The 7,289-nt window shown below is 56.2% G+C and carries 7 protein-coding genes and 1 pseudogene; 5 read left to right on the forward strand and 3 right to left on the reverse strand.

Going from position 1 to position 7,289, the window contains the following annotated elements:
* Positions 1 to 225: hypothetical protein (locus ACP7E0_RS34680; protein ID WP_426131879.1), on the reverse strand; the 225-nt coding region annotated here is incomplete at its 3' end.
* A gap of 1,974 nt (positions 226 to 2,199) precedes the next feature.
* Here ACP7E0_RS34680 and ACP7E0_RS34685 point away from each other — a divergent pair.
* Positions 2,200 to 2,604 carry a hypothetical protein gene (locus ACP7E0_RS34685; RefSeq protein WP_426131881.1) on the forward strand — a complete coding sequence of 135 codons (405 nt, stop codon included), beginning with the start codon at positions 2,200 to 2,202 and terminating at the stop codon, positions 2,602 to 2,604.
* Between the two features lie 33 nt (positions 2,605 to 2,637).
* Here the strand turns inward: ACP7E0_RS34685 and ACP7E0_RS34690 are convergent, their stop codons facing one another.
* Positions 2,638 to 2,925: a hypothetical protein gene (locus ACP7E0_RS34690; protein ID WP_426131883.1), complete on the reverse strand. Its 288-nt coding sequence runs from the start codon at positions 2,923 to 2,925 to the stop codon at positions 2,638 to 2,640.
* Positions 2,926 to 3,611: 686 nt separating this feature from the next.
* On the opposite strand from ACP7E0_RS34690, the gene ACP7E0_RS34695 reads away from it, so the two are divergent.
* Positions 3,612 to 3,749, forward strand: coding sequence for a hypothetical protein (locus tag ACP7E0_RS34695; RefSeq protein WP_426131885.1), 138 nt, complete (start codon positions 3,612 to 3,614; stop codon positions 3,747 to 3,749).
* Positions 3,750 to 5,135: 1,386 nt separating this feature from the next.
* Here ACP7E0_RS34695 and ACP7E0_RS34700 read toward each other — a convergent pair.
* The gene (locus tag ACP7E0_RS34700; protein WP_426131887.1) at positions 5,136 to 5,441 is read right to left on the reverse strand and encodes a hypothetical protein; all 306 of its coding nucleotides are present in this window, start codon (positions 5,439 to 5,441) and stop codon (positions 5,136 to 5,138) included.
* A 244-nt stretch (positions 5,442 to 5,685) separates the two neighbouring features.
* Between ACP7E0_RS34700 and ACP7E0_RS34705 the strand changes: the two genes are divergently transcribed.
* From ACP7E0_RS34705 to ACP7E0_RS34715, 3 genes and pseudogenes are all read left to right on the forward strand, one after another.
* Positions 5,686 to 5,904: a hypothetical protein gene (locus ACP7E0_RS34705; protein WP_426131889.1), complete on the forward strand. Its 219-nt coding sequence runs from the start codon at positions 5,686 to 5,688 to the stop codon at positions 5,902 to 5,904.
* Between the two features lie 492 nt (positions 5,905 to 6,396).
* Positions 6,397 to 6,759, forward strand: a complete 363-nt coding sequence (locus tag ACP7E0_RS34710; protein ID WP_426131890.1) for a hypothetical protein — start codon at positions 6,397 to 6,399, stop codon at positions 6,757 to 6,759.
* A gap of 419 nt (positions 6,760 to 7,178) precedes the next feature.
* Positions 7,179 to 7,289 (forward strand): annotated as a pseudogene (locus ACP7E0_RS34715) (IS5/IS1182 family transposase); the annotation flags it as partial.

Below are 7,289 nucleotides of genomic sequence, written 5' to 3' on the forward strand. Positions count from 1 at the left end.
GAATGCTCGCCTGCGGACGCTCGAAATCCATTCGTTGCGAGGCACCGACGGCAGCAACGAAATAAGTAACGCATCAAAGACCGAATGATGACCCGTCGCTGAGCGGTGCACCAACGCCGACTGCCAGTTGAACTTGAAGCGGCAGTCAAGGGCATCGCGATAGACAAAACCATGGCCGTCGATTGCGGAGATGCCAATGGTCACCTGTTTCAATGTTGCAAGCATCGGCTTCATCGCTGCATTGGCAATGTCGTTAACCGAAAGCGAAAAGAAGCGCTGGCAGGATCGGTAGATTTTAACAAGCCAAGACTTGCAATATACTCTCCAAGGCTGTTCGTCATTTTCCCCTCTACCTTGCTGGATCGATGGAATCTCCCATCCTCAATCTCAGCGACGCGCGCTTCGACCGTCCTAATGATGCCACGGAGGGCAGGATTCCTTAGATTTTACCACCTTTGGCCGCCCCGACAATCCAATGCCTCGCTTCGTGCTTCAGGCGATGGATCCGATACCGGCCGACTACACGGCTGATCACTACTGGCGGTTACACCAGATCTCCGGAGCGGCACCCGCTCCGGAGACGGGTTAAAGTTTCCGACCCCGCCCGTCAGACGGCGATTATGAATAACCATCATACCTGAACCCTCTCGGGCAGATGTGTAGTGCCAGATTCCTTGAAACTTCCAAATAATCGACTTGGTCGAGGATTCCCGGTCGCCGCCTGACCGAAAGCGACCGGGTACTTTCGCTTCACGCATCACGGCATGAAGCGGCAGGGCGAAATCAAACAAATATGAGGATGGAAGGCTGAGAATTGCCAGCGTCAGCCCAGCGCCCGTCGTGATGCGTGCTACCTTTACCAGTCGATCGAGGCGGCCATCCCAATCGTAACCCTTGGCTTCCCCTCGTTCAAAGAACGAGGCCTGATCACCCCGGCGGAGAGAACAGGCCTTTAACTGGGTTTTCGGGAGAGTGGTTCCGAAGCCAGCTGTATAGAAACTGCCACGCTTCAATCTTGTACTAACCCTGACGTGAATATTTGACAGGCGACGCCTACTGCCACCTCGAGGCCTATCACGGCTGGGAAGTGGGACGTTCCGGCCTCTAGCTGTCTCCGTGAATCCGCTCCGCAAGCCGCTGCAGACAAACTGGCGCGTATGTCATTTGCTCAACATCGATCATCATGAGGAAATCGATCGCTGATCTCCGGTGGCGCTGGCTTGCCCTTGGCCGCTCCAACCGGCCTGCCTACGCGACGAGGGAGTAAGTTTGAATTGCCGCCATCAATGTTGATGCCAAACTAGTCTTCATGCTCCTCGCGACCCCTCGGATGTCGTTCAGCCGACGAGGAGGCTTTTTATCCCAGTCATAAGCCACTTTGATCCTCATGATCATTGCGCGGGAAACATCTTCGCGCGCATCTAGCATAACCGCCATACGTTCCGGGACTTGCCTGTGGCTTGCTACGCCAGTCGTATTGACGTGTCATTTTAGGATTAAAAGTTGATACCCGGCCGCCACATCGACACCGTTCCGGCGCGACTAGCGCTTGCTGAACAATCGGGAGCCATCTCGATTACATGGACAAGGACATCAAATGAGCGGACCATTAAAGACACATGACGACATGTCGGAACGCTGGTGGAAACCAATCCAATCGAGCCTTCGAGGAATGATCAGCGCTACGCAAGCGAACCGCTGCGATCAAAGGCTCAACTAAGAGGCAGGACAGATGTTCTGTGCCATAGCGCGAAGGCTCAAAGAAAAAAGGCAGCGAAGCGCCGACCTCCGGCCGTCACCTCACGCTGCTGCCAGTACATCCGTGGTCACAGCGCGAGGGACTTTGTAGAGACAATATAGGCCCCGATTGTGACAATGGCAAGTTTGGGAAGGAAGACCGGTTCGAGAGCGAAGGTCTGGTCGTCGGCAGTATGTTCAGCTCGTTCTGCTCGCTTTCTCACGAGCACGTTCTCTCCAGGCGTTCCATTCAGCCAACGACCAGGTCGGCGACCGGAAGGCTGTCTAATACAGGGTTAAGAGGCGCTTCGAAATGGGGTGTGATGGTCGTCGGAAGCCTGCGGAATACGTCCTTTGTGGCCCGCCCGTAGTGGGATCGCGCTAGATTGCTGGAGTGGTTCGCCCCACCTGGCCCCGGGCTTATAAGCGCGCCTCCAATCCGAGTGAAAAGATTTCAGACGTGTGAACTACCAGACAGGCACGCTGTTCGATGAACAGCAGGAAAAAAGGGATGCGTTAAAATACCAAAGGCGTGACACGATCGGTATACGCAACTCGAAAAATACTGGACGAGAGATCACAGTCGGAGAAGGACGAACGTTGGCGTTATCGACGGATTGTCCATCGCCGAGCTTGATGCAAATTTCACGCGACATCAGCAGAAGACGGCCCCTCACCGCTTCCTTGCGCAAACCGCTCGGCGTTATTCCACCTAAGGAAAAAATGATCGGGATGATGCCCCCTCGTACACGAGAATTGCGTGCAGCAACGTGGCTGGCTAATAGCCGCGTTACCGCGCACGTAAAAACCATACTGCCAGAAGCAAGGCGATTAGCACCGGGAAAACTCCAAGAACGTAAAGCATAGCACCGTTTGGATCAGTCACAAATCTCACCCTTTTCAATTTTCGCGTTCAGCATCAGGCCAAAGAAAAAGCCGCCATCCTTTCGAATGACGGCCACTTTTTAGCTCTAGTTTGTCAGAACCTAAAGAAGAGCTGAAAAACCTCGGGCGAATAATAGTAGCCATCGCTGTGGCGACGGTAACCACGGCGGTACTCGCGATAGCCTCGGTATCCGTTCCAATAGCCGCGGCGCTCTTGGCGTCTCTCAGCGCGGTAATGGCGGCGATCGTGCTGCCGGTCAAACCTGTATTCGCGGCGATCATAACGGCGCTGCGCGCGATCATGACGACGATGGTGGCGGTTCTTCCAGCGCGGCCTTTCGTCACTGTGGCGATAATGAACCGCCTGAACGTCAGACGTCACTTCACTCCTTGCAGGGACGAATGGAGCGGCTGATACCGGTGTGAAAGATGTAAGGCCGACCACTATCGAGATTGCAGCGGCGCCAAGTGTCTGGATTATCTTTTTCATGGTCATCCTTTCATGTGATGACCTACCATGCGCCTGGGGCTATGAACCCGACGTGAACCCTTCGTTCATATTGGGGTCGGCCAGAGCGCCGCGAGTGTGGGTGCGGTTGGTCTCGGGCTGGCCTGTGGTGGTAAAAGCCCCGTCGCCATGAGGATGATCTCCGCCAGGCGGATCAAAAGTCGGGGTGGATGTCGCTTGTCATGAATCTCAAATTAGCCGGAACAAAGGCCTCGGTCTAACATTACGTCATTATCGAAGCGTCCCCACACCGCTCGATACGGTGCAGAGCCCCAACTGCATCGACCCAACGGCCAGCCAATCCTCCCCGGATGGCTGGCTTTTTCATTTGGAGTTTACCCTACTGACGAGTATTTTTACTGGCCGGATGCGAATCCCCCTTCAGCGCGCCGGTGGCGAAGCAGCCGCCTTCCGTGCGGCGCAATTGCCGGGCCAGTGGTCGCCCCCCGGCCACTGGCCACGCTGACTGCGAGGACTGGATATGACAATCGCCACGTTAGTAGGCATCGCAATCGGCGCCGCGATTGGCACGGCCCTACTCGGCACTGCCACGACCGGTATTGCCATGGGTATCGTCGTGGGTGCGACCTGCGGGTATTTCCTCATGAAGAAGCTTTGACGCACGAGCCTTGTCGGAACTTGGTGCCGGACTGATATCTTAGCCACCGTTTCTCGCTTGAAACCAATATATTCCAGTGTCATCATATATATGGATGAGCCCTGAACGGTAGATCCCGCCTTTGCCACACCGCGGCCCGAAACTGCGGTGTGGCTTTTTATTACAGTGGAGCATCCTGCACGCTCTCATGGATGAACCCGGTCGCCGCTCCCGTTCCTGTGCACGGCAACGCATTTTTCGTCGCGTACCAACAAAAAAGCCGCCACCCGGACGACTGTCTCATAGGCGAAGCACCCGCAGTTGATTTTCGAGAAGCAACTCTATGGCCTTTTCGCGGTCCAACGACATCAAAGCAAAGAGTATCTCGTCTTGGCTAAAGCCCTTACCCACCATCGGTACACCGACCGAATAGAGGCCGGTCGGTGCGTCACCAAACGTCCGTAAAATCTCGAGGAGCGCTGATCGAGTTTCCTCATGGCGAGGCATTAGCTGACCAATCGAGGAGTCCAATAGTCAGCTGGAAGATGCTCTTTGCACCAATAACTGGAGCTGCCGCGGCCACGCTCCAAGCCAAAACAGCCCCATTGTCCGCAACCCGTATGGACGCATGTGCGCTCAGATATCGAAGCCGGCGCAGAGCGGGCAGTCTTGGTTTCATCGCTCACTTTGGCAGCCTCTGCACAACTCGGATGTTCTTATTATGTTCTTATTGGCAGCGAAGTCAATGCACCTCCTGCCAACAAAAAGCCGCCACCCGGTAAGGTGACGGCCTTGATTTGGCTGCGCGCGACTAATGGTGGCGTCGGTGGTGCTCGCGCTGCCGGGTTGATAAAGGCCCCGCCGCGATGAGGAGTGCGACGGGTGGCCGCCAGGAAGGCGCCGGAAACTAAACCCGCCACCCGAAGGTGACGGGCCGCCGAGGATGTTATCAAGCACCCTCCGCTCTCTCGACGCCGCACACAGCGCCGGATAAAAGGCCGCTCTCTACGCCCATGCGCGACGGAGCGCGGCAAACTGTTAGTCGGTGGACGCTCTGGCGGCGAAGTCGGCCTCGAGAGCTTCGTAATACTTAGCCTGCAAGAGCTCGGAGGCTTCGCTGGTGGTATGCAGCGTGCGACAAGCTGCGTCCGCTTCCCGATGTGCCAATTTTCCCGATTTCGCGAGCGATATGCCGATTGCCTGAATATTGCTGCCTCTATCATTGCCGTGACGAAAGACTTTGCCTCTTTTTTACTCAACTTGACGTCCTCTCTGTTGGGAGGCTGCCACTGCAACAAATCAAAGGACCTGCCACAACGCCCAAATATGGGAGTAGTAATCCGACGAACGCGTCCGTTAGCGCTTCCGTGGCAAGGGGCATGACCGACTGCCAAACACAGCACCGAACTAGGCCTCGTCAACCCCTAACTCCAGTTGTTCACCCGAGTGCCTCCTGTCTTCGGAAGCGCTACGTTTGATCCCGGCTCCAATTATATCCATGATCTCCTGGGCAGCGATCCGTTGCACGGCGTAGGCCTCGTCGGGATCGATGCCCGGATCTTCCTCGTGATCGCCGTGGGTTTCTTGCTCTAGCTTCAGGCGCTGGATGGTTTCCCGCGCCTCCGGAACGGTGTCTAAAAGCGCCACGAGCGAGACCAAGAGCTTTCTATGCGCGTTCAGCCTGCCTTCCAAGGTCATGAGATTGGTGTTCATGCAGATCTCCCAAAGTTGCGTGGAGCGCGGCGAAGCGCCGCCTTAGAAAAAAACCGTTGGACGTGTCAAAGGTTCCGCTTGGGAGAGCTCTTACCGAAACAGTTTCAATGCACACGCCGGCTACGCGGGAGATGGCAACCGGGGAACCGCTACGCGCCCACGGACCGACCAAGACAGAGGGTCGAGGAATACTGGGCAAGGTGCCTGCGGGTCATGGAGCCGCGCGGTAACGTCCTCAAGACAGATGATCATAGCTGACGACAGGACGGTTCATGCCAATTATCAGGTGCATTTCGAGCACTGGTGCGGCCACGAAGGCTGCAAGCGCTGGGGCTCCTTGGAAAAAACGCAGCCGCGGGAAAACCGAGTGGCGCTGCATGGAGCACCTGGCGGCCGACGCGTCGGCGAGGCTTTTATTTTTTTCGGCTACCTGGCAGATGCCTCGAACCTGGTAGCAGCATAGCTACCGTTGGGGTCTCTTACTGCCCCATCCGCTGCATGCCGCATTTTGGGTCGGCCGCATAAACGGGTGACTGTGGGAACAAATTAGCCGCATCTAATGTTACACTCACGAGGAGAGTGCCATGACAATCGTTGCAGCAAAATTGAAAGTAAGTCATTCCGACCCGAAGCTCCGCTCACAGAGCGCGGTCGGTCGCGCTGTCTACAAGGTCCTCGCGGATGCAACTGCCCATGGGTGGAGCATGGAAAAAACCAACCGCGAGATGGAGATGGTATTTGGAAACCTACGGCTTAGTTACATTGGGCGTTATCGGGCAAGACAAAGGCTGCCCACAGCGATCTTGCTAACGACGTCGTTAGCAGGGCTGCCCCTTCCGCGGTCGCGCGACGACCGATCGGGCCGGTGTAGCGTAGCAACCCCATTTCGCTATTACGGAAGCATTCCGGAACAGTCGAACGCTCCTGCGTTCACTCATAAACAAGGAGAACAGGCATGGCCAAGAATAGGATTCCGAAGAAGGTCGCAGGTTACAAGGTGCCCAAGGGCATCCGAAAATCGTCTGTAATCAGGGCGCTGCTTGCCAGTGACATCGGCCGTGATGTGCTAGCCAACGCATTGACTGCAGCTGCTGGCGCCGCGGCCGCCGTACTCATCGCCCAACGTGAAGAAATCAGCGACGCCACAAAGAAGGGCGCGCGCAAAGGTGCGAGGGCACTTGGTATCGCCGGGGAAGCCATCCGCGACGCGGCTCAAGCCGCCATGGAAGTCGTAAGGGATGCAGCGCATTCGGCTCTGCCAAAAAAAGTGCGCAAGGCGGCCGACAAGGGTCCTCGGCGGGCCGCCGCCGTCCACTGAAGCAGGGCAAAGACCTAGGACGAAAGAATAGGCGGCTGGAGCGCATCATTCGAAATCGCTTCGGCGACTCAATCGGTCACCGCGCGGCAGCTGCGGCGTTAGCGCACGTTGTTCTGCGTCTTCTACGGAAGCACCCGTGGATAGCCGGTGATCTTCTCCTCGCAGGATTGGGGCGAGGTGGAAAAGTTGGCGCCGGTGAGATAGCAAGACGTCTGCGGGGAATGATGCAAAGACACCAGAAGCCTAAGGAGTTAACACTGCTGCTGGATGCACCGAAAATTTAATCGCCAACGGCTGAAAACCTCCTGCGGAAACGCGGGAGGATTTTATGGAATTTTGAGCCAGTGGAGCATTGGTGCAGGGATCAAATTTCAACGTTTTGCAACTATGTGGCTGCGATCGAAAATAGCAGATCCAGCATGCCGCACAAGCATAACGCCGCCCGTCGACACCTCATCAGCAAGATGAAATTCAAAGTGACGAACTGGGCGGAGTATGAGGCGAGTCTTCGCCGCCGTGGCAGTTTGACC

The sequence above is a fragment of the Pararhizobium sp. PWRC1-1 genome (genome assembly GCF_049897905.1).
In the GTDB taxonomy this organism is placed as follows: Bacteria; Pseudomonadota; Alphaproteobacteria; order Rhizobiales; family Rhizobiaceae; genus Pararhizobium.

Bases quoted from the DNA above. Each gene is read 5' to 3' on its own strand.
- ACP7E0_RS34710 (WP_426131890.1), top strand. From the start codon at position 6,397: ATGGCCAAGAATAGGATTCCGAAGAAGGTCGCAGGTTACAAGGTGCCC.
- ACP7E0_RS34705 (WP_426131889.1), top strand. From the start codon at position 5,686: ATGATCATAGCTGACGACAGGACGGTTCATGCCAATTATCAGGTGCAT.
- ACP7E0_RS34690 (WP_426131883.1), bottom strand. From the start codon at position 2,925: ATGATCGCGCGCAGCGCCGTTATGATCGCCGCGAATACAGGTTTGACC.
- ACP7E0_RS34695 (WP_426131885.1), top strand. From the start codon at position 3,612: ATGACAATCGCCACGTTAGTAGGCATCGCAATCGGCGCCGCGATTGGC.
- ACP7E0_RS34700 (WP_426131887.1), bottom strand. From the start codon at position 5,441: ATGAACACCAATCTCATGACCTTGGAAGGCAGGCTGAACGCGCATAGA.